The following is a 23,614-nucleotide window of genomic DNA, read 5'->3' as shown; positions in this document are numbered from 1 at the left end:
ACTACCCTCGGCCTGGTGCCGCAGATTCCCGAGAACGTCCACGAACTCACCGTCGGCCAGCTGTCCGCCCGCAGCGGCGCGGCCGTGTCCGCGCTCCACTTCTACGAGTCCAAGGGCCTGATCAGCAGCCGCCGCACCGCCGGCAACCAGCGCCGCTACACCCGCGACGCGCTGCGCCGGGTGGCCTTCGTACGAGCCGCGCAGCGGGTGGGCATCCCGCTCGCCAGCATCCGCGACGCGCTCGCCCAGCTCCCCGAGGAGCGCACCCCCAACCACGAGGACTGGGCCCGCCTCTCCGAGGCCTGGCGCACCGAACTCGACCAGCGGATCTCCCGACTCGCCCGCCTGCGCGACCACCTGACGGACTGCATCGGCTGCGGCTGCCTCTCGCTGGAGACCTGCGCACTGTCCAACCCGGACGACGTCTTCGGCGAAAAGCTCACCGGCTCACGCCTGTAGGCGCCGGTCCGCCCGCCGCCGGTTCGCCGACCGGCCGGGCGCTCACCGCCCGGCCGCTCACCGCCCAGGCCCGCTCCGCCAGGGCCGCCGCCACCAGCTCCGCGTTCGACCGCGCCCGCCGCCCGTCCGGCAGGTGCAGCACATCCCCTACGCCGGTCCGCGCGCCCGTACCGCACCGCGCGGCCAGCCGCAGCACCGGCCAGGCGGCGGCCTCCCGCCCGTACAGCAGCACCGCCACCGGCGGCAGCCCGCGCAGCCCGGCCACCAGCGCCGGATCGGCCGACGCGAGCTCCGCCGCCAGCCGGACCCGCCCGGGCGCGCGCACCGGCCATGCCAGGAACCGCGCCATCGGCTCGGGCCCGGCCGCCCCGCCCAGCGGCACCACCGCGTCCACCGCGACCCCCCGGGCCAGCAGGGCCTCCGCCAACTCCGCGGCCCCCGGCTCCGCGAAGCTCACCGCGGCCCGGTCCGGCAGCACCGTCCAGGACCGCACCCGCTCCAGCCGCCCCGCCGGATCCGGTCCGGCCCCGATGCCCGCCGAAGCCGAAGCCGAAGCCGAAGCCGAAGCCGAAGCCGAAGCCGAAGCCGAAGCCGAAGCCGACACCGACAGCGGTACGAGGACCCCCGCGCCCCGCATCGCCTCCAGTACCGGTCCGACCACCCGCGGCGAAAGGCTCTCCCGCCCGCACGGGGTCCGCGGATGCACCAGCACCTCCCCGGCCCCGGCGGCCACCGCGGCCAGCGCCGACTCCGCCAGGTCCGCCGGGGACATCGGCACGGCCGGCCCGTCGGCGGCGCTCCGGGCCCCGTTGAGCGAAACCGGAAGCGGCACCGGCAGCCGGGCCCTCACGCCGCCCCCGCCGCGGGGATCTCCGCCAGCGCCGGTCTCGGCACCACGATCCCGCAGCCCCCGCACACCGGCCCGTCCCAGGCCCACGCCCCCTCCCACGGCCCGACCGGAGCCGCCGCGGGCGCCACGTCCGGCCACCGCAGCTCCTGCTCCCCGCAGACCGGGCACACCGTCCCCGGCTCCGACTCCAGCGCCCGCACCAGCCGCCGCAGCACCTCGCCCAGCGCCCCCTCCGGCCGTACCCCCGGATCCGCGCACCGCACCACCGCGTCCCCGCTCCCGCCCCACGCCCACTCCGGCCGGCGCAGCCCGTGGTACTTCTCCCGCCGGCGCCGCTCCGCGAACTGGCGCTCGTACTCCAGCCAGACCGCCCGCGCGTCCTCCAGCTCCTCCAGCGCGGCCACCAGCCGCAGCGGATCCGCCCCCCGGTCCTCGGGGGCGATCCCGTGCCGGTCGCACAGGTGCCACCACGTGGCCCGGTGCCCGTACGGCGCGAACCGCTCCAGGCAGCGGCGCAGGGAATGGCGCCGCAGGGCCCGGTCGTTGCGCGCGTCTCGCACCTGGTAGGCCAGACTCCGGAATCCCGCCATGACACCTTCACCTCCGCCGATGTGCCCAACATGCCCGGCAGTCGGCGGGCGCATGCGGGGGCGGACGAGGCGTGCGGGTGGCACATGGCCGGAACTCAGCGCCCCATGCGCCCCGCAGCAACTACCACCCGGGCCAGCTCCTCGTGGCAGATGTCGCTGTGCGCCCCCGAGGGGGCGCCGCCGCGCCGCACCACCGAACCCGCGTCCACGCTGACGCAACCGCTCGTGGGCACCCCCTCGCGCAGGGCCGCGTCGAGGGTCAGCCGGGGCGCGCCGGCCACCGCCTGCACCCCGTCGTGCCCGATGGCTCCCCACCGCTCGTCGAAGCCCAGCAGTCCGGCCGAATCCCCTGCCATCCGGGAGGCCAGCGGATAGAACACCTTGAGGGAGGTGTCGTGCGGGGAGTGGCAGGCCACCACCGGTCCGTCGACCCTCCGCTGGAGGCCGGCGAGGGCGCCGCCGCGGCCCCCGTCGTGCGGCAGCCGGTCGCAGAAGGCGTAGTGGGAGAAGGCGCCCTGCAGCAGGGTCAGGGAGGTCACGTGCCGGGCCCCGTCCGGTACGGCGCGCAGCGAGAAGGACACCACCCGCGCGCCGAAGCTGTGCCCGATCAGGTGGATCCGCAACCCGGGGCGGCGGCGCGCCAGCTCGGCCAGGACCGGGCCGAGACCGCGTTCGCCCACGACCCCCGCCCGCTTCTTCATCTGGTAGTACGTCGCCTGCCGCAGCAGCTCCTTGGCGCCCTTCCACAGGCTCCGCAGCCCGCCGCCGATCGCCAGGCCCCGCTCGTCGTCGGAGTCGGCGTCGGTGTCGTCGGCATCGCCGGCCGGGGCGCCCGCCTCGGCCAGCGCGAGGGTGAGGGTCCGGCACACCTCCAGGACGTCCTCCGTGAAGAGGGCGGGCACCGCCGGGGCGACCGCCGAGGGTACGGCATCGACGCCGGCCAGCTCCCGTACCAGCGCCCCGAATTCGACGAAGGCGGCCGCCGACTCCGGCCGCTCCTCCAGCAGTTCGGCCACCCGGTCCAGCTCCGCACCCCGCCCGGGCCAGAACTCCCCGAGGGCCTCGCGGGTTCCGGGGTCCAGCGCCGTCCCGAAGCCGGGCTCGGCGAGCGCGCCGGGCGTTTCGAAGTCCGGTATCGGCTCGTCCGAGAACCGGATCGAGGGCCATACGACACCCACGTACCCCAGCCGTACCTGCGGCCCCACCAGCCCCGGGAAGGGCGCGAAGAACCGGTCGTAGAGCCGGGTCGCGGTGGACCGGTCGCTGTTCCATCCGTGCGCGAAGACCAGCAGGTCGGTGGCCTCGATCCGGGCCACCGCCTCCCGCGTGGCCCCGTCCACGTCCCCCTCCGCGTCGAAGGTCAGCTCCGCGTACGGCCCGACCCCGATCCCCGTCGCACCTGACATGACGTCCCCCTCCACGCCGCGCCTACCGGTGCCACCAGCATCCTGCTGCGGCCCCGGCCCGGCTAGAGGTCGGCTCACCCGTACCGCAGGTACTCCCCGCGCACCGCCTCGAACCGGGCCAGGCCCGCCGCCCAGTCGCCCGCGACCTCCTCCACCCCGGCTCCCGCGTCGACCAGCTTGCGCACCCGGTCCGAGCCCGTAAGCCGGTCGATCCAGTGGTCCTCGCGCCAGGCGAAGCCGCTCCACGTCCGCCGTGCGGTCACCAGCAGGCCGATGCCGGCCCGGACCGGATCGAAGGCCTGCCGGTCGTGCACGATCAGCCGGACCCCGCCGCAGACCTTCCCCACGTGCTTGGAGAACGTGGGCGTGAAGTACGCCTCCCGGAACCACACCCCGGGCAGCTCCAGCGCGTTCGCCGCCTCCGCCCACCGGCGGTCGATGCCCTCCGCGCCCACCACCTCGAAGGGCGTGGTCGTCCCGCGGCCCTCGGACAGGTTGGTCCCCTCGAACAGGCAGGTGCCGGCGTACGCGAGTGCCGTGTCCGGGGTCGGCATGTTCGGGCTCGGCGGCACCCAGGGCAGCCCGGTCTCGCCGAAGAACGACTCCCGCCGCCACCCGGTCATCTCCACCGTGCGCAGCCTGACCGGCTGATCGGTCAGGAACTCGCCGTTGAAGAGCAGGGCAAGCTCCGCCGCCGTCATCCCGTGCGCGAGCGCGATCGGCTCCCGGCCCACGAAGCTCGCGTACGACCGCTCCAGCACCGGCCCCGCCGCCCGCCGGCCGCCCACCGGGTTGGGCCGGTCCAGCACCACCACCGCCTTGTCGGCGAGCGCCGCGGCGCGCATGCAGTCGTAGAGCGTCCAGATGTAGGTGTAGAACCGCGCCCCGACGTCCTGGATGTCGAAGACGACGGTGTCGATCCCGGCCGAGGTGAACACGTCCGCGAGCCGCTGCCCGCTCTTGTCGTACGTGTCCCACACCGGCAGGCCGGTCGCCGGATCCCGGGAGGCCCCCTCGGAGCCCCCGGCCTGGGCCGTCCCGCGGAACCCGTGCTCCGGCCCGAACACCGCGACCAGGTTCACCCGTTCGTCCGCGTGCAGTACGTCGACCAGGTGGCGGGCGTCGGCGGTGATCCCGGTGGGGTTGGTGACCACCCCGACGCGCTGACCGGCGAGTACGGCGTACCCGTCCGCGGCGAGCCGCTCGAAACCGGTGCGCACCCGGTCCGCGCGCCCGGCCCGGCCGGCCGGCTCGCGGCTCGGCGAAGAGGCCCCCACGGCCCCCACGGCCCCCACCGCTCCCATGGCCCCCGCCAGTCCCAGCAGCCCGCGTCGCGACAGCGTCATCCGGCCACGCTAGGAGGCAGACCCCTTCCGCCCCGACATACCGACTGGTTAGTCTGCCCACGATCCCCCATCCGGCCACGAAAGGTGATCTCCGTGAGCGCGTACCAGGACCAGCGAGTCGTCGTCACCGGAGCGGGCGGCGGCATCGGCGCGGCCCTCGCCCGTCGCTTCGCCGCCGAGGGCGCGACCGTCGTCGTCAACGACATCGACACCGCCAAGGCGGCCGCGGTGGCGGACGAGATCGGCGCCCGCGCGATCATGCTGACCGGTGACGCCTCGACGATCGTGCCCGAGGCCCGCGAGGCACTCGACGGCAGGATCGACGTCTACTGCGCCAACGCCGGACTCGCCGCGGGCGGAGACGCGTTCGCCGACGAGGACGTCTGGGAGGCGGCCTGGGACGTCAACGTCATGGCCCACGTCCGAGCCGCCCGCATGCTCCTGCCGGCGTGGCTGGAGCGGGAGGAGGGCCGCTTCGTGTCCACCGTCTCCGCCGCCGGACTGCTGACCATGATCGGGGCGGCACCGTACAGTGTCACCAAGCACGGTGCGCTCGCCTTCGCCGAATGGCTCTCGCTGACCTACCGCCACCGCGGTGTCCAGGTCCACGCGATCTGCCCGCAGGGGGTGCGCACCGACATGCTGACCGCCGCGGGCTCGGCGGGCGAACTCGTCCTCGCGCCGACCGCGATCGAGCCCGAAGCGGTCGTGGACGCACTGTTCGACGGCATGGAGAAGGGCCGGTTCTTGATCCTCCCGCACCCCGAGGTCGCGGACTTCTACGCGGCCCGCGCCACCGAACCGGACCGTTGGCTCAGCGGTATGAACCACCTCCAGCAGAAGTGGGAGGCCCGGTGACCGAGTCCTCACCGGTGGCACCCGCTTCCTCCGCGTACGCGGCCAAGCCCTGGCTCGCCTTGCTCAGCCCGGCCCAGCGGGCCCCCGTCGAGCCGCCGCCGACCGTGCTGCACGCCTTCCGCGACGCCGTGGCCCGCGCCCCCGAGCGCACCGCGCTGGCCTATTTCGACGGCCGCACGAGCTACGCCGAGGCCGACGCGCTCTCCGACTCGGTCGCCGGCCACCTCGCCGCGCGGGGCGTCCGCCGCGGGGACCGGGTCGCCGTGATGCTGCAGAACACCCCGCACTTCGTGCTGGCCGTCCTCGCCGCCTGGAAGGCCGGGGCCGTCGTCGTCCCGCTCAACCCCATGTACAAGTCCGGCGAGGTCGGCCACATCCTGCGCGACTCGGGGGCGGCCGCGCTGCTCTGCGAGGGCGGCGCGTGGGAGGCGTACCTGGGCGAGACGGTGCGGGGGACCGGCGTGGGCACCGTACTGACCGCCCGCGGCGAGGACTTCCAGACCCGCAACGACCCCCGTGTCTTCCCGGCCCCCGGCACCGACTCCGCCCTCTCCGGCTCCCGCTGCGCCGAGGGGGCGGATCTGCTCACCGTGGCCCGCCGGGGCCACCCCGCGCCGCCGGACGCCCGCCTCACCGCCGCCGACACCGCCCTCATCAGCTACACCTCGGGCACCAGCGGCACCCCCAAGGGCGCCATGAACCCGCACGGTGCGCTCACGTACAACGCGGTACGGCAGGTCACCGGCCACCCCCTCCCCGAGGGCGCCGGCTACTTCGCCCTCGCCCCGCTCTTCCACATCACCGGCATGGTCTGCGAGCTCGCCGCCTGCTTCGCCAACGCCGGCACCCTCGTCCTCGCCCACCGCTTCGAGGCCGGGGTCGTCCTCGACGCCTTCCTCGAACACCGCCCCGCCTACACCGTCGGGCCGGCCACCGCCTTCATGGCCCTCACCGCCCACCCCGGCGCCACCCCCGACCACTTCGCCTCCTTCCAGGTGATCTCCTCCGGCGGGGCCCCGCTGCCGCCCGCGCTCGTCGAACGGCTGCGCGCCTCCTTCGGCTTCTACCTGCGCAACGGCTACGGCCTCACCGAGTGCACCGCCCCCTGCGCCTCGGTCCCCCCGCACCTCGAAGCGCCCGTCGACCCCGCCTCCGGCACCCTCTCTGTGGGCCTGCCCGGCGCCGAGACCGTCGTGCGCATCCTCGACGAGCAGGGCGCCGAGGTCCCCTTCGGCGAGACCGGCGAGATAGCCGTCCGCGGCCCGCAGGTCGTGCCCGGCTACTGGGGCCTGCCCGCCGACACCGCCAAGGCCTTCCCGGACGGCGAACTGCGCACCGGGGACGTCGGGTTCATGGACGCGCACGGCTGGCTCTACGTCGTCGACCGCAAGAAGGACATGATCAACGCCTCCGGCTTCAAGGTCTGGCCGCGCGAGGTCGAGGACGTGCTCTACTCCCACCCCGCCGTCCGCGAGGCGGCCGTCGTCGGCGTCCCCGACCCCTACCGCGGGGAGAGCGTCAAGGCGTACGTCAGCCTGCGCCCCGGCACCTCGGCCGACCCGGCGGAGCTGTCCGCGTACTGCGCCGCGCGCATCGCCGCGTACAAATACCCGCGTCAGGTGGAGATCCTGCCTGTCCTTCCGAAGACGACCAGTGGCAAGATCCTGCGACGGGAACTGCGCGACCGCGGCTGAAAACAGTCGGACGGTCGTACAGCTGGGAATGGGAAGGGAAGGTCGGCGCCATGGCTGCGAGGACCACGGAACCCGAAGGCACGCACGAGGCCCCGGTACCGCAGCGGCTGCTGGCCGTCGCCACCCGGCTCTTCGCCGAGCGCGGCTACGACCGCACCTCGGTGCAGGAGATCGTCGAGGCGGCCGGGGTCACCAAGGGCGCGCTCTACCACTACTTCGGGTCCAAGGACGATCTGCTGCACGAGGTGTACGCGCGGATGCTGCGCCTCCAGCAGCAGCGCCTCGACGCGGTGGCCGATTCCGACGCCCCCGTCGAGGAGCGGCTGCGGGCGGCCGCCGCCGACGTGGTCGTCACGACCATCGAGAACCTCGACGACGCGATGATCTTCTTCCGGTCGATGCACCAGCTCAGCCCGGAGAAGTTCAAGCAGGTGCGGGCCGAGCGCCGGCGCTACCACGAGCGCTTCCGGGCGCTCGTCGAGGAGGGCCAGCGTACGGGGGTGTTCTCCACCGCCACCCCCGCCGACCTGGTCGTGGACTACCACTTCGGATCCGTGCACCACCTGTCCACCTGGTACCGCACGGACGGCCCGCTCACACCGCAGCAGGTCGCCGACCACCTCGCCGACCTCCTGCTGCGCGCGCTGCGTCCGTAGGGAGCGCCGGGTAGTCGTTGTAGCCCTCCGCGCCCCGTACGTACATCAGGAACTCCGGCCGGATCTCGTTGAGCGGTGCGCCGGTGCGCAGCCGCTCGACGAAGTCGGGGTTGGCGAGGAACCCCCGGCCGAGTGAGACCAGATCGGCGCCCCCGGCCAGCAGGTCCTCGGCCCTGCGCCCGCCGCCGTCGGCCGCGACCTCCTCGTGGGAGAGCCGCGGGTTGGCGATCAGCGTGCCGGGCCAGGCCGCGCGGATCTCCCGGAAGAGGGGCGCGTCCGGGTCGGCGTGGACCTGGTGCAGGTAGACAGGGCCGACGTCCGCCAGGGCCTTGACCAGCGCCGGGTAGATCTCCTCGGTGTCGCCCTCCTCGATGCCGTTGACGTTCACTCCGGGCGAGATCCTTACGCCGACCCGCTCCGGGCCGATGGCCTCGGCGACGGCCCTGACCACCTCGACGGTGAACCGGATCCGGCCCTCCACGGACCCGCCCCATTCGTCCGTGCGCCGGTTGGTGTTCCCCGCCAGGAACTGGTGGAGCAGGTGGCCGTTGGCGGAGTGCACCTCCACACCGGCGAAGCCCGCCTCCACGGCGTTGCGGGCGGCGTTCGCGAAGTCGGCGATGGTGGACCGGATGTCCTCGGCCGTCATCTCGCGGGGGGCGACGGCGTCCCGGAGCCCGCCGGGGGTCTGCAGCGGTTCGGGGAACGGCACCGCGGACGGGGCGAGCGGGACGTGCCCGCTGGTGTCGGGGTGACCGACCCGGCCGCCGTGCTGGAGCTGGAGGAACATCCGCCCGCCGGCCGCGCGCACGGCATCGGTGACGCGGCGCCACCCGGCGATCTGCGCCGGGGTGTGGATGCCGGGGATGTGGGGGTAGGTCTGGCCGACGGCGTTGGGCGTGGTGCCCTCGGCGATGATCAGGGCGGCCGAGGCGCGCTGTGCGTAGTGGGTGGCCATGAGTGCGCCCGGCACGCCGTCGGCCCCGGCGCGGTTGCGGGTGAGCGGCGCCATGACCAGGCGGCCGGGGCGCTCCAGGCCCCCGAGGCGGGCGGTTTCGAAGAGGCGGGATGTGGTGGGTGCCTGCGGTGTGTGCGTCATGCCGGTACCGTAAAACCTGACACTGATGTCAGAATCAAGGCCGGGGTGGGGCATGCGGATCGGTGAACTGGCGGCGCGCAGCGGGGTGAGCGAGCGTTCGCTGCGCTATTACGAGCAGCAGGGCCTGCTGGTGTCCGACCGGACCCCCGGCGGCCACCGGGACTTTTCCGAACGGGCCGTCGACCGGGTCATCCGGATCCAGGAGCTGTACGCGGCCGGCCTGCACAGTACGAAGATCGCCCGGATCCTCCCGTGCATGCGCGACGAGGACGGCGGCCCGTCGGTGCGCGCGACCCCGGCGCTGGTGGCCGAACTGACCACCGAGCGGGAGCGGATCGACCGGATGATCGGCGATCTGCTCCGCTCCCGAGAGGTGCTGGACGAGGTCATCGTCGCGGCGGCGGGCCGTATCGACGCGACCCCGTAGGTGCGGGCTCAGCCCAGCGGCAGGACCTTGCGGCCCCAGGTCTCCTCGGTCACCACGGCGAAGGAGAGGTACCAGGCGATGCCGGCGCAGAGCAGGCCGAGCCAGCCGCCGACGCGGCCCAGGGCGGAGACCTGGGACAGGTCTCCGAGCGCCAGGAAGAGGAAGGTCAGCGCCGGCACGACGAAGAGCAGCCGGTGCGCGAGGTCCAGCTTCACGGCGGCGACGGACATGTAGGCGGTGGCGCCGGAACTCCAGCACGCCGGCGACGAACTGCGCGAGGCCGCCGTAGAAGAGGGCGAGCGGCAGTACGACGGCGCTGAGCGCCGCGTTCGACGGTCCACCGCCGCAGGACCGAAGCCCCGCGGCGGCCACTTGCTCCCGCTACGCCCGCCGGCGACTACAGGTACCGCTTCAGCTCCCGCCGGGCCAGCGACCGCTGGTGCACCTCGTCCGGACCGTCGGCCAGCCGGAGCGTCCGCGCCGCCGCCCACAGTTCGGCCAGCGGGAAGTCCTGGCTCACCCCGCCCGCGCCGTGCAGCTGCACCGCGTCGTCCAGGATCCGCACCACCGCCCGCGGGGTCGCGATCTTGATGGCCTGGATCTCGGTGTGGGCGCCCCGGTTCCCGGCCGTGTCCATCAGCCAGGCCGTCTTCAGCACCAGCAGCCGCAGCTGCTCCACCGTCACCCGGGCGTCCGCGATCCAGTTCTGCACGACGCCCTGCGCGGCCAACGGCTTGCCGAAGGCCTTACGTTCCACCGCGCGCCGGCACATGAGCTCGATGGCCCGCTCCGCCATGCCGATCAGCCGCATGCAGTGGTGGATGCGGCCGGGGCCGAGCCGCGCCTGGGCGATGGCGAAGCCGGTGCCCTCCTCGCCGATCAGGTTCGCCGCCGGGACCCGGGCCCCGTCGAAGACGACCTCGGCGTGGCCGCCGTGGTCGTGGTCCTCGTACCCGTACACCGTCATGGCCCGGCGGATCTCGACCCCCGGGGTGTCGCGCGGGACCAGGATCATCGACTGCTGGCGACGCGGATCGGAGCCCTCCGGGTCGGTCTTGCCCATCACGATGAAGATCCTGCAGTCCGGGTTCATCGCCCCGGAGATGAACCACTTGCGGCCGGTGACCACGTAGTCGTCGCCGTCCCGCTCGATCCGCGTCTCGATGTTCGTCGCGTCCGAGGAGGCCACCTCGGGCTCGGTCATGGCGAATGCGGAGCGGATCTCCCCGGCCAGCAGCGGCTCCAGCCACTGCTTCTTCTGCTCCTCGTTCCCGAACTGGGCGAGCAGCTCCATGTTCCCGGTGTCCGGGGCCGCGCAGTTGGTCGCCATCGGCGCCAGGTGCGGGCTGCGGCCGGTGATCTCGGCGAGCGGGGCGTACTGCAGGTTGGTGAGCCCGGCGCCGTACTCCCCGTCCGGCAGGAAGAGGTTCCACAGGCCCTGGCGGCGCGCCTCGGCCTTCAGTTCACCGAAGACGGCCGGGGTGTCCCAGGGCGAGGCCAGCCGCGCGCGCTGCTCGACGGCGAGGGCTTCCGCCGGGTAGACGTACTCCTCCATGAACGCGAGCAGCCGCTCGCGGAGTTCCTCGGTCCGGGCGTCGAATGCGAAGTCCATGCTGATCGGCTCCTCAGCCTTCCTGGAGGGTGGTCAGTCCGTGTTCGATGAAGACCGGCACCAGCTCGCCGATCCGGTCGAAGCCCGCCCCGACGGTCTGTCCGAGCGTGTAGCGGTAGTGGATGCCTTCGAGGATCACGGCGAGCTTGAACCAGGCGAAGGCCGTGTACCAGGCGATGGCGCCGGTGTCGCGGCCGGAGCGGGCGGCGTACCGCTCGACCAGCTCGGCGGGGGTCGGATGCCCGGGCGCCCCGCTCGTCGTGCTGACCGGCGATTCGGCCAGGCCCAGGTCGGAGCTGTACATCACCAGCAGCCCGAGATCGGTGAGCGGATCGCCCAGCGTGGACATCTCCCAGTCCAGCACCGCCCGGATCGTGTCGTCCGGCCCGCCGATCAGCACGTTGTCGAGCCGGAAGTCCCCGTGCACCACGGTCGGCGCGGGGGAGTCGGGCAGCGCCCGGCCGAGCGCGCCGTGCAGCTCGTCGATCCCGGCCAGCTCCCGCCCCCGCGAGGCCGCGAGTTGCTTGCCCCAGCGGCGCAGCTGCCGGTCGAGGAAGCCCTCGGGCCGGCCGAAGTCGCCCAGGCCCACCGACTCGGGATCCACCGCGTGCAGCTCGACCAGGGTGTCCACCAGGCCCAGCACCGCCCGCCGGGTGCGCTCCGGCCCGATCCCGGCGAGCTGGCCCGCCGTCCGGTACGGCACCCCGTCCACGTACTCCATGACGTAGAACGGCGCCCCCAGCACCTCCTCGTCCTCGCACAGCAGCACCGGCTCGGGCACCGGAACGGCCGTGCCGTGCAGCGCCGCGATCACCCGGTGCTCGCGGCGCATGTCGTGCGCGGTGGCCAGCACGTGCCCGAGCGGCGGCCTGCGCACCACCCAGCGGGCGGTCCCGTCGGTGATCTCGTACGTGAGATTCGACCGGCCGCCTTCGATCAGCCGGCCGCGCAGCGCCCCGGCCACGAGTCCCGGCCGCACCCGGTCGAGATGACCGCGCAGCCGCTCCAGATCGAGGCCCCGCGGGTCGGCTGAGGCTGAGGTCATGGTGCGCACCTCCGTACGGAGTTGACGATGTCGGATGGATGGAACGGTGCCATCATGCCGACCAGTCGGTATGCCGTCCAGAGTGCGGACCGAAAGAACCCCTTCGGTCCGGCAATGTCACCTCACGCGTGGCACAGGATCGGGGTCCCGCCGTTCATCGCCGTCATGTCCTTCAGCACCGCGAGGATGTCCAGCGGGGCGCCCTCCGGCTCCCCGGCCAGTTCCGCGTACGCCCGGTGCACGTTCGCCACCAGCCGCTCGCTCTCCCGCCAGCCCGCGAACTCGCCGAGATCGGCCTCCCGGGCCACCTCCAGCGGGGTCAGCCCCTTCGCCCGCCCCTCCCGGGCGAGCTCGGCCACGTACCGCAGGTAGCGCTCGGTGGACTCGTAGGCCGACCCGTCGGTCAGGGGCCCGTGGCCCGGTACGACGGTCTCCGCGTCGAGCGAGCGCAGCAGCTCCAGCGCCCGGAGCGATCCGGCCAGCGAGCCCATCGCCAGGAACGGGGTCCCCCCGGCGAAGACCAGGTCGCCGGTGAAGACCACCCGCTGCCGCGGCAGCCACACGATCGAGTCCCCGGTGGTGTGCGCGACGCCCGGGTGGATGACCTGCACCTCCGTCCCGCCGACGTGCAGGGTCATCCGGTCGCTGTAGGTGAGGTCGGGCGCGGTGATCTCTATCGCGCCGAAGTCCGTCGCCGGCCAGATCATCTCCAGCTGGTGCCCGGCGGCCAGCTGCTCGGCCCGCGCGTTGTCGTGCCCCAGGACCAGCGCCTCGGGGGCGAACACGCCGTTGCCGTAGGTGTGGTCGCCGTGGTGGTGGGTGTTCACCACGGTGCGGGGGAGCGGCACCCCGGCCGTCACGACCGCCTCGCGCAGGGCCAGCGCCCGCCGCTCGGTGGCGGCGGTGTCGACGAGCAGGGTCCGGCCGCCGTCGCTCACGAAGCCGGCGTTGTTGAGGCACCAGCCTCCGTCCGGCTGGACGTAGGCGTACACCCCGGGCGCGGGCTGGACGAGGTACGGATCGTCGACGGGCATCTGAGCTCTCCCCGGATCGCTGTGACAGGCGGACGGCATCCTGCCAGCCGTGGCGGTCCAGGGGGAGGGCGGGTATCGGTCCTGACCGGATCATCGGTCAGGCGGCGCGCCGGTCAGTGGTCGTCGTAGTGGCCGTCGTGCGCCGCGTGCCGGTGCCCGTCGTGCAGGTAGTCGACGTGGTCGCCGTGCTGGACGGAGTCGTGGCCGCAGTCGGCGCCGTGGGCGTGCGCGTGCCCGTCGTGGGTGGTGTGCCCGGGGGTCTCGCACTCGTCGTAGTGACCGGAGTGCTCCCGGTGCAGGTGGCCGTCGTGCGCGTAGTCCACGTGGTCGCCGTGCTTCACCTCCCGGTGCCCGCAGTCGGGGCCGTGGGCGTGCTCGTGGGAGGTGTGTTCGAGGTGTGTGGTGGTCATACGGCCGAGGCTAGTGCGGAACACCCCGGATCGCCCGTTGTGTCCGTTTGGCGTGTCCCGGGGGGAGAGCCGGGCGCCCGCTCAGAAGACCAGCGCCAGTGCGAACACCGCCAGCCCCACCGTGCACGCCACCGCCGCCAGGGCCGCCCGCGGGGCGAGCGCCCGCGGCCGGGCCGCCGACAGCGCCCGGATCCGACGGTGCGCCACCCCCAGGAACGCCAGCCAGAGCAGGGCGATCACCGCGGTCCCCGCGGCCGCCACCGGCGTACCGGATCCGTGCAGGGCCTGCCGTATCCCCAGCACCGCCACCACCGAGCAGGCCAGCGTCGTACGCCGCCACGCGAGCCGGGTCCGCTCCGGCTGGAGCCCGGCGTCGCGCGTCTCCCCGTAGGCGGTCACCGGCCCCGCGTCCAGCCCAGCAGTACGACCACCACCATCGCCACCGCGACCAGCCCGACCCCCAGGCTCAGCACCACCGGGAACCGCGACAGCGGCAGGTCCTCACCCCGCCGCATGGCCCGCTCGCACCGCACCCAGTGGTTCACCGCCCGCAGCGCACACGCCGCACCCACCGCCAGCAGCGCGAAGGCCATGGCGACCCGCACCCCCCACCGCAGGTCCGGCAGGAACTGGTCGACCGCGAACCCGCCGCCCACCAGGGCCAGCGCGGTCCGGATCCAGGCCAGGAAGGTCCGCTCATTGGCCAGCGAGAAGCGGTAGTCGGGGGTCTCGCCCTCGTCCCTCAGCCGCGACGGTGCGAACCACAGCCGCACATCCTTGACGAAGTCGATCACACACCCAATCTACGGCCCGCTACCCCGCGAGCCCGTGACCGCCCGGCGCACGGAACTCCCGCAGCCGCCGGTACGCCTCCAGCCCGTCCGGCACCCACGTCCACGAACCGTCGGCCACCCGCCGCTCCAGTTCGTCCTCCGCCACGAAGTCGTGCCAGGCCACCTCCGACACCTGCGGCCGCACCGGCAGCTCGCACCGCACCTCGTGCACGTACGACCACCAGGCCCCGCCCGGCCCCTCGTACAGGAACTTGAACAGCGGCACGGGCTGCGGCAGCCCCCGCACCCCGAGCTCCTCCTCGGCCTCCCGCAGCGCGGCCTCCTCGTAGCTCTCCCCGGCGCCCAGCACCCCGCCCACGAACATGTCGTAGGCCGAGGGGAACACCAGCTTCGAATCGGTCCGCCGGTGCACGAAGATCCGGCCTTCCGCATCCCTCGCCTGCACGAACACACAGCGGTGGATCAGCCCGTTCGCGTACACCTCACCGCGCGGGGCCTGTCCGACCACCCGGTCGTCCCGGTCCACCACGTCCAGCACTTCGTCAGCAGCACTCACACAGGTCATCCAACCACCGCTGTTGACTGGTTACCGCTCCGTAGCCAAGGATCTGCCCCACCACCGACGGAGGACGGGTATCGCATGACGTACGACGCAGACGTGATCGTGATCGGGGCGGGGCTCGCCGGCCTCGTGGCCACCGCCGAACTCGTCGACGCGGGCCGCAAGGTCATCCTGCTCGACCAGGAGCCCGAGCAGTCCATAGGCGGCCAGGCCCACTGGTCCTTCGGCGGGCTGTTCTTCGTGGACTCGCCCGAACAGCGCCGCATGCGGATCAAGGACAGCCGCGCCCTGGCCCTCCAGGACTGGCTGGGCACCGCCGGCTTCGACCGCGAGGAGGACGCCTGGCCGCGCCGCTGGGCCGAGGCCTACGTGGACTTCGCGGCCGGCGAGAAGCGCCCCTGGCTGCACGCCCAGGGCGTCCGCTTCTTCCCCGTCGTCGGATGGGCGGAGCGCGGCGGCTACGACGCCGACGGCCACGGCAACTCCGTCCCCCGCTTCCACATCACCTGGGGCACGGGCCCCGGCCTGGTGGCGCCCTTCGAGCGGCGCGTCCGGGCCGGCGTGGCCCGCGGCCTGGTCCAGCTGAAGTTCCGCCACCGGGTCACCGGGCTCTCCCGTACGGCCGGCGCGGTGGACACCGTGACGGGCGAGGTCCTGGAGCCCTCCGACGCCGTACGCGGCACCGCGAGCGGCCGCGAGGCCACCGGGGCCTTCTCCCTGCGGGCCCAGGCCGTGATCGTGACCAGCGGCGGCATCGGCGGCAACCACGACCTCGTACGGGCACAGTGGCCCGACCGGCTCGGCACCCCGCCGGAGCGGATGCTCTCCGGGGTCCCGGCGCACGTGGACGGCCTGATGCTCGGCATCGCGGAGTCGGCGGGCGCCAGCCACATCAACAAGGACCGGATGTGGCACTACACCGAGGGCATCGAGAACTGGAACCCGATCTGGGCCCGGCACGGCATCCGCATCCTGCCCGGCCCCTCCTCGCTCTGGCTGGACGCGACGGGCAAGCGGCTGCCCGTACCGCTCTTCCCGGGCTTCGACACCCTCGGCACCCTCGACCACATCATGAAGACCGGCCACGACCATACGTGGTTCGTCCTCAACCAGCGCATCATCGGCAAGGAGTTCGGCCTCTCCGGCTCCGAGCAGAACCCGGACCTGACCGGAAAATCGGTCCGCGGGGTGATCGACCGGGCGCGGCAGGCCGTGCCGGGGCCGGTCCAGGCCTTCATGGACAACGGCGCGGACTTCGTCGTCGAGCGCGACCTCGCCGCCCTGGTGCGCGGGATGAACGCCGTCACCAAGGAGGGCCTGATCGACGAGGACGCCCTGCGCCGCGTGATCACCTCCCGGGACCGGGAGATCGCCAACCCGTTCACCAAGGACCTCCAGGTGACGGCGATCCACGGGGCCCGCAAGTACCTCGGCGACAAGCTGATCCGCACCGCCGCACCGCACCGGATCCTGGACCCCGCGGCCGGTCCGCTGATCGCGGTACGGCTGTCGATCCTCACCCGCAAGTCCCTGGGCGGCCTGGAGACCGACCTCTCCTCGCGCGTCCTGACGGCCGGCGGCGAACCGCTGCCCGGCGTCTACGCGGCGGGCGAGGCGGCCGGCTTCGGCGGCGGGGGAGTCCACGGCTACCGCGCCCTGGAGGGCACCTTCCTCGGCGGCTGCATCTTCTCGGGCCGCGCGGCCGGACGCGCGGCGGCCAAGGCGGTGGGCTGAGCCCGACCGGCTGCGCCGACCCCGGCCCACTGCGCCGACCCCGGCCCACTGCGCCGACCCCGGCCGACCGAGCCGACCCCGGCCGACCGAGCCGACCCCGGCCGACCGCGTCGGAACGAGGCCGGCACCGGCCGGTGCGAGGCGCGCCATTCGGCCACGGACGCACATCCCTCGCCCTCGGCCGGCGCGTGCCCCAGGTCCACGCCGCCGAGCCGCAGAACCCGTACGTCCGTCACCCCCAGGACAGCCACCGGACACCCGGCGGAGTCCATGAGGGCCGTCCGCTGCCCCGCCCGGGGCAGCGGCTCGCCCTCCGCCCCGTAGCTCGCGAGCGACCCCGCCGTCGGTGTCTTCGCCCCGCTCAGGACGGCCGCCACCAGCCGGTCGCGCAGCGGCCCGGGGAAGGCCGGCAGGTACGGGGGAAGATCGTCGTACGTCGTCACCGGCCACCCCGCGGGTCCGCGCCGACGGCCCTCGCGAACCGGCACAACCACCCCAACTCACACCATCACCACAGCAGTTGAAACCCGCCACGCGCTGGACTGGACCTTGACTCGGAGCTGTGCGTACCGCTTTGCTGTCCGTGATCACGAGTGCGCTCACCGGCACGATCTCCGCCGTGCCCGGCCCGACCGGCCGGTCGCGCCACTCGCGTGCACCATGCATGTTTTTGGCCACCGCTCGCCGTTCACCGCTCGACCGGCTCCCACACGCTCACCCCGTCCCCGTCCGCCAGCGTCCTGGAGGGAAACCCGCGGATGTCCCCGCCTCCGCCGCCCCTCGGCCGCGCTCGCAAGCGTGATGCCCAGCTCTTCGACCCGGCCCTCTGCGACGCCGAACTCGTGGACGTACGCACGCAGTTCACCCAGGGCCGCTGGTCACGGGCCCGCTCCCTGCTCGTCGGCACCGGCGACGACTGGGACCGCCGCGGCCACCGCGTGGTCGTCCTCGCCGAGACCCCGGCGGCCACCGCCTGGGCCCGCGAATGGCTCCTCGCCGAACCCGAGAGCGCCGACGCCGCCACCCTCCTCGCCTGCGCCGCCGTCTTCGGCGCCCTGCGCCGCAAGGGCACCCCGGCCGCCGCCGAGGAGGCCTGCCGGCGCGCCGCGGCCCTGCTCCCCGCCGACCCCACCCCCTGGCTCGGACTGCTCCTGCTCTCCCGCGCCTTCGGCACCGAGGAGGAGTTCAGCCGCCACTTCGACCAGGTCCGGGCCCGCCACCGCGAGCACCACCACGCCCACCACCTGATGGTCGCCAAGCTGGCCGAACGCACCCCCGGCGCCGGCCAGGACCCGCTGCACGAGGTCTACGACTTCGCGGCCTGGGCCGCCGAGGAGTCCCCCGCCGACTCCCCGCTCGCCGTGCTCCCCGTCATCGCGCACGCCGAGCGCTACCGGGTGCTCGCCGCCCGGCACGGCCACCACCCCGACAGCGCCGCCGCCCACTGGTCCGGCCGGCGCGCCCGCCAGGTCCTGCGCTCAGCCTTCGACTGGTGGCTCGAATGGGAGCGCGAGGACCACCCCCGCAACCGGGTCGACCTCAACTTCCTCGCCCACGCCAAGCTCTGCGAGGGCCGCCCCGCCGAGGCCGCCGCCCTCTTCCACCGCATCGGCCGCCACGCCACCCGCGCCCCCTGGTCCTACCCGGACCTCGACCCGCACAAGGCCTTCCTCGCCGCGCGCAGCGCCGCACTCGGCACCGCCTGACGCCCGACGTCCCACCCCGAACGCATCAACCTCCGCCCCCCGAGAGACCCCCCGAGAGACCCCGCCCCCGAAAGGACGCCCCCATGCCGACGGGCAGATCCACCACGCTCCAGGACCCGGCCGAGATCCGCACGTACAAGGGCCAGGACCGGGCCCTGCGCGCCGACCGCCTCGGCACCGCGGGCCTGCTCCTCTCCGTACTCGCCGCCAGCGCGCCCCTGATGGTGGTCGCCGGCGTGATGCCCACCACCTTCGGCGTCATGGGCATCGTCGGCCAGCCGCTCCTCTTCGTCATCCTCGGCCTGGTCCTCGCCCTCTTCAGCATCGGCTACGCCGAGATGAGCCGGCACGTCCACAACGCCGGCGCCTTCTACGCGTACATCGCCCGCGGCCTCGGCCCCACCGCCGGCGCGGGTGCCGCCCTCGTCGCCCTCGTCGCCTACAGCGCCATGCAGGTCGGCGTCTACGGCATCCTCGGCTTCGAGATATCCGGCCTCTTCGCCACCTACCTCCAGATCGAACTCGCCTGGTGGATACCGGCCCTGCTCGCCGTCGCCGCCACCGGCGCCCTCGGCTGGCTCAAGATCGACCTCAACGCCAAGGTCCTCGGCGTCCTCCTCCTCATCGAGTGCGCCCTCGTCGTCGTCTTCGACCTCGCCGCCCTCGGCAAGCCCGGCGCCGAAGGCCTCTCGCTGCACGCCTTCAACCCCGAGACCCTCAGCGGCCCCGGCCTCGGCACCGCCCTGTGCTTCTGCATCGCCGCCTTCGTCGGCTTCGAGCAGTCCCCGGTGTACGCCGAGGAGACCAGCAAGCCGCACATCGTCGTCTCCCGGGTGATGTTCCTCGCCGTCGGCTTCGTCGCCCTCTTCTTCGCCCTCAGCGCCTGGGCCCTCACCGTGGCCACCGGCCCCGCCGAGGTCGTCAAGACCTCCGCCGAGGCCGGCCCCGGCCTGCTCTTCCAGCTCACCCAGGACCGCCTCGGCGCCACCTTCACGGACGTCCTGCACGTGCTCTTCGTGACCGGCATGTTCGCGGCCATGCTCAGCTTCCACAACGTGGTCGCCCGCTACGCCTTCGCCATGGGCCGCGAGGGCCTGCTCCCGGCCGCCTTCGGCCGGACCAACGCCGGCACCGGCGCCCCCGGCACCGGCTCCCTCCTCCAGACCGGCATCGCCGCCGTCGTGGTCATCGCCTTCGCCGTCACCGACGACCTGCCCGCCGGCGACCCCACCGCCCCCGTCCTGCACCTGTTCACCTGGATGGGCAGCGTCGGCGCCCTCGGCGTGACCCTTCTCATGGCCGCCGCCTCCTTCGCCGTCATCGCCTTCTTCGTCCGCCGCGGCACCGCGGGCGCCCAGGTCTGGCGGCTCGTCGCGGCCGGCGCGGCCGGCCTCGCGCTCCTGGGCATCGCCGTCTACACCGTCAAGGACTTCGGCGTCCTGGTCGGGGCCGAGGAGGGCTCCGCGCTCAGCTGGGCCCTGCCCGGGATCATCGGCGCCGCCGTGGTGATCGGCCTGGTCTACGGAGTGGTCCTGCGCAGCAGCCGCCCCGAGGTGCACGCCCGCATCGGCCTCGGGAACGAGGCCTTCCGCCTCGACCAGGCGGCATCGGCCACCCCGGGAGACTGACCGGCAGACCTCGCTTTCCAGCCCCTACGAAGCCCCCGACACCCCTTTCCAAGGTCGTCGGGGGCTTCGGTGCTTACGGGGCCGATTTTGGCGGGTAGCGGAACCCCATGGTCTATTTGGGCGACCACACCACCGGACCGCAGCACAGGGGACACCACCCAGCTCCCCTGCACGGCGGTCCGCACCTGCCTGTCCCACCCACGAAGGCGAAGTCATACATGAGTGACCGCACCTTGACCGAGGCCACCGCCCCGGCGTCTTCCCGCCATGTCGACGCCGGCGACGAGGGCTACAGCAAGGACCTCAAGTCCCGCCACATCAACATGATCGCGATCGGCGGGGCGATAGGCACCGGCCTGTTCCTCGGCGCGGGCGGCCGCCTCGCCGGCGCCGGCCCCTCCCTCGCGATCGCCTACGCGGTGTGCGGAGTCTTCGCCTTCTTCGTCGTACGGGCCCTCGGCGAGCTCGTCCTCTACCGCCCCTCCTCCGGCGCCTTCGTCTCGTACGCGCGCGAGTTCATGGGGGAGAAGGGCGCCTACACCGCCGGCTGGCTGTACTTCCTGAACTGGTCGACGACCACCGTCGCCGACATCACCGCCGCCGCGACCTACGCCCACTTCTGGTCGCTGTTCACCGACGTCCCCCAGTGGGTCCTCGCCTTCATCGCCCTCGCCATCGTCCTCACCGCCAACCTGATCTCGGTGAAGTACTTCGGCGAGATGGAGTTCTGGTTCTCGCTCGTCAAGGTCGCCGCCCTCGTCGTCTTCCTGATCGTCGGCATCTGGCTCGTCGCCACCAGCCACGACATCGGCGGCAGCACCCCGGGCCTCGCCAACATCACCGACAACGGCGGACTCTTCCCCTCCGGCGTCCTGCCGATGCTCCTGGTGATCCAGGGCGTGGTCTTCGCGTACGCCTCCGTCGAGCTCTGCGGAGTCGCCGCCGGCGAGACCGAGAACCCCGAGAAGATCATGCCGAAGGCCATCAACTCGATCATGTGGCGCGTCGGCCTCTTCTACGTCGGCTCCGTGGTCCTGCTCGCGCTGCTGCTCCCGTACACGGCGTACTCCTCCGACCAGAGCCCCTTCGTCACCGTCTTCGACAAGCTCGGCGTCCCCGGCGCCGCGGGCATCATGAACCTGGTCGTCCTGACCGCAGCCCTCTCCAGCCTGAACTCCGGCCTCTACTCCACCGGCCGCATCCTGCGCTCGATGTCTCTCTCCGGCTCGGCCCCCAAGTTCACCGGCCTCATGAACAAGGGCAAGGTCCCCTACGGCGGCGTCCTCTTCACCGCCGCCTTCGGCCTGGCCGGCGTCGGCCTGAACAAGCTGATGCCCAAGGACGCCTTCGAGATCGTCCTGAACTTCGCCTCGCTGGGCATCCTCGGCACCTGGGCGATGGTCATGATCTGCTCGCTCCACTTCTGGCGCCGGGCACAGCGGGGCACGCTGGAGCGCCCGTCCTACCGCCTGCCCTGGGCCCCGTACACCCAGCTCGTGACCCTGGCCTTCCTCCTCACGGTGCTGGTCCTGATGTGGTGCGACGGCGGCGTGGGCCGCACCACGGTGATGTGCGTCCCGGTCATCGGCGCCGCCCTGGTCGGCGGCTGGTTCCTGGTCCGCCGCCGGGTCGCCGAACTCGCCGCCTCCCGCGGCTGACACCGAAACCCCGAGGGCCCCGCCGCCCGGACTCGCTCCGGGCGGCGGGGCCCTCGTGCACGTCCCGGGCCGTCAGGGCCGGGCGGAGCCCCGGCCGGCCGGTACGAAGGAGTCCAGCGCCGCGTCGAAGTAGCCGCGCGCCTCGGCGGACCGGCCGACGGGCGCCGACACCCACACGTCGTACAGCACCCCGTCCTGCTCCCAGCACTCGTCGAAGGTGTGCCGGGCGCCCTCGGCCGCGGTGAAGCCGTCCCAGGTGAACTCCCACAGGGCGGCCGGCAGCCCGTCGTGCGTCGTCGGGACGACCTTGTTGTCCCGGTAGCCCGGATTGGTCTCCGGGCCCTGCTGGTCGGAGCGCCGCATCGCCCCCAGCGGCCCGCCGGCCGGTGGCGCCGTCATCTTGATCCCGATGCGCACGGACCCGTCCGGCGACCCGTAGAACACCCGCTGGTCGTCGGTACTGCGCCGGTATCCGGCCGGTACGGCGAGGCTGAAGCCCTCTACGTCCGAGACGATCCGGTACCCGGCCGGCGCGGGCCGCACCGACCCGACGGCCACGGCCGACGGCGACACGGACGCCGATCCGGACGGGGAAGCGGAAGGGGAAGCGGAGGACGAGGACGGCGACGGCGACGCGGACACGGACCCGGACGCGGAGAGGGACGGGCCGGCGGCGCCCGCCGTCCCACCGGACCCCTTCCCCGACTTCCCGTCGTCGCCCAGCAGTGTGGTCGCCGTCACCGTGCCGCCGACCGTCGCGAGGATCAGCGCCGCGACCAGCCCCACCCGCAGCGCCGCCCGCCGCCGCCCGGATTCCGCCGGCAGCGGGCCGGCGGGCCGGGTGACCCGCTCGGTCGGGGTGTACGCGGCGACCGGCAGCGGCTCCGCCCCGTCCGCGCCCGCCGCACAGGCCGACAGCATCCGCGCCGCCTCCGCCGCGCCCAGCCGCCGCTCCGGATCCCGCTCCAGCAGGCCGCGTACGACCGGCACGAGCGGCCCCAGCCGCTCCGGCGGCCGGATCTCGTCGAACACGACGGCGTGCAGGATCCCGCCGATCGAATCCCGGTGGAAGGGCGACTCGCCGGCCACGGCCGCACACAGCAGGACACCGAGCGACCACAGGTCGGCCGCGGGCCCGGCCTCCGCGCCCTGCATCCGCTCGGGCGCCGTGTACTCGGGCGAGCCCACGAAGGCCCCGCTCTCGCTGATGGTCGTCGCCCCGGCGAGCCGCGCGATCCCGAAGTCGGTCAGAACCGCCCGCCCCGTACCCGCCTCCACGAGGACATTGGCCGGCTTCACGTCCCGGTGCAGCACACCGCGGTCGTGCGCCGCCCCCAGCGCACCGAGCAGCGCGAGCCCGAGCCGCGCCGCCTCGCCCGGGGTCAGCGGCCCCGAGCCGGCGAGCCGGTCGGCCAGCGAGCCGCCGTCGACGAGCTCCATGACGATGAAGGGGATCCCCTCGTGCTCCACGACGTCGTGCACGACCACGACGTGCGGATGCCGGATCTGCGCGACGACCCGCGCCTCCCGCAGGGCCCCCATGGCCTGCGTACCGGCGTCGACATGGAGCTCCTTGACGGCCACCGGCCGCCCGAGCAGCTCGTCGGCGGCCCGCCAGACGGTCCCCATGCCGCCCCGGCCGAGCCGCTCCTGAAGCCGGTAACGGCCACCGATCACCGTGCTGTTGCCCGGACCGTCCTGCGCCACGCTGTTCCCCCCGTCCGCCGGTCACGGCCATGATGCCGTACCGGGCGGGCGATACACCGCGGTCCGCAAACGCAAAGAACCCCACCGAAGTGGGGTTCCTGCTCTGTGTCCGAGGGGGGACTTGAACCCCCACGCCCGATAAAGGGCACTAGCACCTCAAGCTAGCGCGTCTGCCATTCCGCCACCCGGACAAGGTGTCTGTCTCGCGTCCCTCGCGGGCCGTTCCGACGTGGAAAACATTACCAAACATTCCGGGGTCCTCGATCACACCCCCCGGTGACCGGGGATCGCCCTTGGGCGGAGCGGCCCGGAGCGGGAGGATGGGGGCAGTTCGGTACT

At 73.4% G+C, this 23,614-nt stretch carries 24 protein-coding genes and 1 tRNA gene; 9 read left to right on the top strand and 16 right to left on the bottom strand.

Going from position 1 to position 23,614, the window contains the following annotated elements:
* Positions 1 to 15: 15 nt before the first annotated feature.
* Positions 16 to 459: a redox-sensitive transcriptional activator SoxR gene (gene soxR / locus ACFWBN_RS27080; RefSeq protein ID WP_385180047.1), complete on the top strand. Its 444-nt coding sequence runs from the start codon at positions 16 to 18 to the stop codon at positions 457 to 459.
* Here the strand turns inward: soxR and ACFWBN_RS27075 are convergent.
* From ACFWBN_RS27075 to ACFWBN_RS27060, 4 genes are all read right to left on the bottom strand, one after another.
* A complete protein-coding gene (locus ACFWBN_RS27075) occupies positions 440 to 1,291 on the bottom strand; it encodes a 3-keto-5-aminohexanoate cleavage protein (RefSeq protein ID WP_385180044.1) in 852 nt (283 codons plus the stop codon). The two genes, soxR and ACFWBN_RS27075, sit on opposite strands and share 20 nt — an antisense overlap.
* Before the next feature lie 14 nt (positions 1,292 to 1,305).
* Positions 1,306 to 1,899, bottom strand: a complete 594-nt coding sequence (locus tag ACFWBN_RS27070; protein ID WP_385180042.1) for a hypothetical protein — start codon at positions 1,897 to 1,899, stop codon at positions 1,306 to 1,308.
* A gap of 95 nt (positions 1,900 to 1,994) precedes the next feature.
* Entirely contained in the window at positions 1,995 to 3,305 is a 1,311-nt protein-coding gene (locus ACFWBN_RS27065) for a serine-threonine protein kinase (protein WP_385180039.1), read from the bottom strand.
* A 74-nt stretch (positions 3,306 to 3,379) separates the two neighbouring features.
* Positions 3,380 to 4,651: an exo-beta-N-acetylmuramidase NamZ domain-containing protein gene (locus tag ACFWBN_RS27060; protein ID WP_385180037.1), complete on the bottom strand. Its 1,272-nt coding sequence runs from the start codon at positions 4,649 to 4,651 to the stop codon at positions 3,380 to 3,382.
* 84 nt (positions 4,652 to 4,735) lie between these two features.
* Between ACFWBN_RS27060 and ACFWBN_RS27055 the strand changes: the two genes are divergently transcribed.
* Genes ACFWBN_RS27055 through ACFWBN_RS27045 form a run of 3 tightly spaced genes read left to right on the top strand, consistent with a single transcriptional unit; the run spans position 4,736 to position 7,859 of the window.
* Entirely contained in the window at positions 4,736 to 5,509 is a 774-nt protein-coding gene (locus ACFWBN_RS27055; RefSeq protein WP_385180035.1) for an SDR family oxidoreductase, read from the top strand.
* Entirely contained in the window at positions 5,506 to 7,203 is a 1,698-nt protein-coding gene (locus ACFWBN_RS27050) for a class I adenylate-forming enzyme family protein (RefSeq protein WP_385180032.1), read from the top strand. The genes ACFWBN_RS27055 and ACFWBN_RS27050 overlap by 4 nt, the downstream gene beginning before the upstream one ends.
* A gap of 50 nt (positions 7,204 to 7,253) precedes the next feature.
* On the top strand, positions 7,254 to 7,859 hold the full coding sequence (locus tag ACFWBN_RS27045) for a TetR/AcrR family transcriptional regulator (RefSeq protein ID WP_385180030.1): 606 nt from the start codon (positions 7,254 to 7,256) through the stop codon (positions 7,857 to 7,859).
* Here the strand turns inward: ACFWBN_RS27045 and ACFWBN_RS27040 are convergent.
* Entirely contained in the window at positions 7,798 to 8,958 is a 1,161-nt protein-coding gene (locus tag ACFWBN_RS27040) for an alkene reductase (protein WP_385180027.1), read from the bottom strand. The genes ACFWBN_RS27045 and ACFWBN_RS27040 overlap by 62 nt on opposite strands.
* Positions 8,959 to 9,010: 52 nt before the next feature.
* Here ACFWBN_RS27040 and ACFWBN_RS27035 point away from each other — a divergent pair, with 52 nt between their 5' ends.
* Positions 9,011 to 9,385, top strand: coding sequence for a MerR family transcriptional regulator (locus tag ACFWBN_RS27035; RefSeq protein ID WP_385180146.1), 375 nt, complete (start codon positions 9,011 to 9,013; stop codon positions 9,383 to 9,385).
* An 8-nt stretch (positions 9,386 to 9,393) separates the two neighbouring features.
* Here the strand turns inward: ACFWBN_RS27035 and ACFWBN_RS27030 are convergent, their stop codons facing one another.
* The 8 genes from ACFWBN_RS27030 to ACFWBN_RS26995 all read right to left on the bottom strand — a co-directional run bounded on the left by ACFWBN_RS27030 (position 9,394) and on the right by ACFWBN_RS26995 (position 14,836).
* Positions 9,394 to 9,615 carry a GPR1/FUN34/YaaH family transporter gene (locus tag ACFWBN_RS27030; RefSeq protein WP_385180024.1) on the bottom strand — a complete coding sequence of 74 codons (222 nt, stop codon included), beginning with the start codon at positions 9,613 to 9,615 and terminating at the stop codon, positions 9,394 to 9,396.
* 167 nt (positions 9,616 to 9,782) lie between these two features.
* Positions 9,783 to 10,997 (bottom strand): acyl-CoA dehydrogenase family protein, encoded by a 1,215-nt coding sequence (locus tag ACFWBN_RS27025; protein WP_385180021.1) that lies wholly within the window; start codon positions 10,995 to 10,997, stop codon positions 9,783 to 9,785.
* 13 nt (positions 10,998 to 11,010) lie between these two features.
* A complete protein-coding gene (locus ACFWBN_RS27020; protein ID WP_385180017.1) occupies positions 11,011 to 12,042 on the bottom strand; it encodes a phosphotransferase family protein in 1,032 nt (343 codons plus the stop codon).
* Between the two features lie 122 nt (positions 12,043 to 12,164).
* Positions 12,165 to 13,076 carry an MBL fold metallo-hydrolase gene (locus ACFWBN_RS27015; RefSeq protein WP_385180013.1) on the bottom strand — a complete coding sequence of 304 codons (912 nt, stop codon included), beginning with the start codon at positions 13,074 to 13,076 and terminating at the stop codon, positions 12,165 to 12,167.
* Positions 13,077 to 13,189: 113 nt separating this feature from the next.
* Positions 13,190 to 13,486 carry a hypothetical protein gene (locus ACFWBN_RS27010; RefSeq protein ID WP_385180011.1) on the bottom strand — a complete coding sequence of 99 codons (297 nt, stop codon included), beginning with the start codon at positions 13,484 to 13,486 and terminating at the stop codon, positions 13,190 to 13,192.
* Positions 13,487 to 13,567: 81 nt separating this feature from the next.
* The gene (locus ACFWBN_RS27005; protein WP_385180009.1) at positions 13,568 to 13,885 is read right to left on the bottom strand and encodes a DUF202 domain-containing protein; all 318 of its coding nucleotides are present in this window, start codon (positions 13,883 to 13,885) and stop codon (positions 13,568 to 13,570) included.
* Positions 13,882 to 14,280 carry a YidH family protein gene (locus tag ACFWBN_RS27000; RefSeq protein ID WP_385180005.1) on the bottom strand — a complete coding sequence of 133 codons (399 nt, stop codon included), beginning with the start codon at positions 14,278 to 14,280 and terminating at the stop codon, positions 13,882 to 13,884. Before ACFWBN_RS27000 ends, ACFWBN_RS27005 begins: the two co-directional genes overlap by 4 nt.
* A 19-nt stretch (positions 14,281 to 14,299) precedes the next feature.
* Positions 14,300 to 14,836 carry an NUDIX domain-containing protein gene (locus ACFWBN_RS26995; RefSeq protein WP_385180003.1) on the bottom strand — a complete coding sequence of 179 codons (537 nt, stop codon included), beginning with the start codon at positions 14,834 to 14,836 and terminating at the stop codon, positions 14,300 to 14,302.
* Between the two features lie 84 nt (positions 14,837 to 14,920).
* Here ACFWBN_RS26995 and ACFWBN_RS26990 point away from each other — a divergent pair, with 84 nt between their 5' ends.
* Positions 14,921 to 16,576 carry an FAD-binding dehydrogenase gene (locus tag ACFWBN_RS26990; RefSeq protein ID WP_385180001.1) on the top strand — a complete coding sequence of 552 codons (1,656 nt, stop codon included), beginning with the start codon at positions 14,921 to 14,923 and terminating at the stop codon, positions 16,574 to 16,576.
* Here ACFWBN_RS26990 and ACFWBN_RS26985 read toward each other — a convergent pair.
* Complete coding sequence (locus ACFWBN_RS26985; protein ID WP_385179999.1) at positions 16,489 to 17,019, bottom strand: ASCH domain-containing protein; 531 nt, start codon at positions 17,017 to 17,019, stop codon at positions 16,489 to 16,491. The two genes, ACFWBN_RS26990 and ACFWBN_RS26985, sit on opposite strands and share 88 nt — an antisense overlap.
* A 315-nt stretch (positions 17,020 to 17,334) precedes the next feature.
* Between ACFWBN_RS26985 and ACFWBN_RS26980 the strand changes: the two genes are divergently transcribed.
* The 3 genes from ACFWBN_RS26980 (at position 17,335) to ACFWBN_RS26970 (ending at position 21,568) form a co-directional block, all read left to right on the top strand.
* Positions 17,335 to 18,282, top strand: coding sequence for a hypothetical protein (locus ACFWBN_RS26980; RefSeq protein ID WP_385179996.1), 948 nt, complete (start codon positions 17,335 to 17,337; stop codon positions 18,280 to 18,282).
* Positions 18,283 to 18,365: 83 nt separating this feature from the next.
* On the top strand, positions 18,366 to 19,910 hold the full coding sequence (locus ACFWBN_RS26975; RefSeq protein WP_385179993.1) for an APC family permease: 1,545 nt from the start codon (positions 18,366 to 18,368) through the stop codon (positions 19,908 to 19,910).
* 218 nt (positions 19,911 to 20,128) lie between these two features.
* On the top strand, positions 20,129 to 21,568 hold the full coding sequence (locus tag ACFWBN_RS26970; RefSeq protein WP_385179990.1) for an amino acid permease: 1,440 nt from the start codon (positions 20,129 to 20,131) through the stop codon (positions 21,566 to 21,568).
* A gap of 72 nt (positions 21,569 to 21,640) precedes the next feature.
* Here ACFWBN_RS26970 and ACFWBN_RS26965 read toward each other — a convergent pair whose 3' ends face one another.
* Together ACFWBN_RS26965 and ACFWBN_RS26960 are read right to left on the bottom strand one after the other, a co-directional pair.
* Positions 21,641 to 23,197: a serine/threonine-protein kinase gene (locus tag ACFWBN_RS26965; RefSeq protein ID WP_385180142.1), complete on the bottom strand. Its 1,557-nt coding sequence runs from the start codon at positions 23,195 to 23,197 to the stop codon at positions 21,641 to 21,643.
* A gap of 184 nt (positions 23,198 to 23,381) precedes the next feature.
* Positions 23,382 to 23,466: transfer RNA gene (locus ACFWBN_RS26960), tRNA-Leu, on the bottom strand.
* Between the last annotated feature and the right edge of the window lie 148 nt (positions 23,467 to 23,614).

Origin of the sequence: Streptomyces sp. NPDC059989 (genome assembly GCF_042736975.1) — a bacterium.
GTDB lineage: Bacteria > Actinomycetota > Actinomycetes > Streptomycetales > Streptomycetaceae > Streptomyces.
Note: the sequence above shows the minus strand (reverse complement) of the source record. Positions and strands in the feature narration are given on the sequence as shown.

Bases quoted from the DNA above. Each gene is read 5' to 3' on its own strand.
- ACFWBN_RS27070 (WP_385180042.1), bottom strand. From the start codon at position 1,899: ATGGCGGGATTCCGGAGTCTGGCCTACCAGGTGCGAGACGCGCGCAAC.
- ACFWBN_RS27065 (WP_385180039.1), bottom strand. From the start codon at position 3,305: ATGTCAGGTGCGACGGGGATCGGGGTCGGGCCGTACGCGGAGCTGACC.
- ACFWBN_RS27060 (WP_385180037.1), bottom strand. From the start codon at position 4,651: ATGACGCTGTCGCGACGCGGGCTGCTGGGACTGGCGGGGGCCATGGGA.
- ACFWBN_RS27045 (WP_385180030.1), top strand. From the start codon at position 7,254: ATGGCTGCGAGGACCACGGAACCCGAAGGCACGCACGAGGCCCCGGTA.
- ACFWBN_RS27040 (WP_385180027.1), bottom strand. From the start codon at position 8,958: ATGACGCACACACCGCAGGCACCCACCACATCCCGCCTCTTCGAAACC.
- ACFWBN_RS27035 (WP_385180146.1), top strand. From the start codon at position 9,011: ATGCGGATCGGTGAACTGGCGGCGCGCAGCGGGGTGAGCGAGCGTTCG.
- ACFWBN_RS27030 (WP_385180024.1), bottom strand. From the start codon at position 9,615: ATGTCCGTCGCCGCCGTGAAGCTGGACCTCGCGCACCGGCTGCTCTTC.
- ACFWBN_RS27025 (WP_385180021.1), bottom strand. From the start codon at position 10,997: ATGGACTTCGCATTCGACGCCCGGACCGAGGAACTCCGCGAGCGGCTG.
- ACFWBN_RS27020 (WP_385180017.1), bottom strand. From the start codon at position 12,042: ATGACCTCAGCCTCAGCCGACCCGCGGGGCCTCGATCTGGAGCGGCTG.
- ACFWBN_RS27015 (WP_385180013.1), bottom strand. From the start codon at position 13,076: ATGCCCGTCGACGATCCGTACCTCGTCCAGCCCGCGCCCGGGGTGTAC.
- ACFWBN_RS27010 (WP_385180011.1), bottom strand. From the start codon at position 13,486: ATGACCACCACACACCTCGAACACACCTCCCACGAGCACGCCCACGGC.
- ACFWBN_RS26990 (WP_385180001.1), top strand. From the start codon at position 14,921: ATGACGTACGACGCAGACGTGATCGTGATCGGGGCGGGGCTCGCCGGC.
- ACFWBN_RS26980 (WP_385179996.1), top strand. From the start codon at position 17,335: ATGTCCCCGCCTCCGCCGCCCCTCGGCCGCGCTCGCAAGCGTGATGCC.
- ACFWBN_RS26975 (WP_385179993.1), top strand. From the start codon at position 18,366: ATGCCGACGGGCAGATCCACCACGCTCCAGGACCCGGCCGAGATCCGC.
- ACFWBN_RS26970 (WP_385179990.1), top strand. From the start codon at position 20,129: ATGAGTGACCGCACCTTGACCGAGGCCACCGCCCCGGCGTCTTCCCGC.
- ACFWBN_RS26965 (WP_385180142.1), bottom strand. From the start codon at position 23,197: ATGGGGACCGTCTGGCGGGCCGCCGACGAGCTGCTCGGGCGGCCGGTG.